Source organism: Pseudomonas sp. S32 (genome assembly GCF_016648095.1).
GTDB classification, from domain to species: domain Bacteria; phylum Pseudomonadota; class Gammaproteobacteria; order Pseudomonadales; family Pseudomonadaceae; genus Aquipseudomonas; species Aquipseudomonas parafulva.
The window spans coordinates 1-232 of sequence record NZ_JACVVF010000128.1 but is presented as its reverse complement, the minus strand read 5'-3'; the positions used below and the strand labels follow the sequence as shown (position 1 = coordinate 232).

Below are 232 nucleotides of genomic sequence, written 5' to 3'. Positions count from 1 at the left end.
TGGCAAGTTCGAGCAACTGACCCTGGATAAAACTCCGGTCAGCACGACTGTTACCGACGAGCCAGGTTCGGGCACTCCAGGCACTGGCAACCAAGGCGACCTGGTGCAGGTCACCATCTCGGCTGATCAAACTTCGGTTGCTGAGAACGTCAAACCGACCTTCACCGTACAGATCAACACCGCACTGGCCCACGACCTGGTCGTGACCTTGAGCAACAATGCTCAGATCACC

General features: G+C 56.9%; 1 protein-coding gene. It reads left to right on the top strand.

Annotated features, from left to right (window positions below; all coding sequences use genetic code 11):
- Positions 1-232: immunoglobulin-like domain-containing protein (locus tag IAE38_RS23735; RefSeq protein WP_201219595.1), on the top strand; the 232-nt coding region annotated here is incomplete at both ends.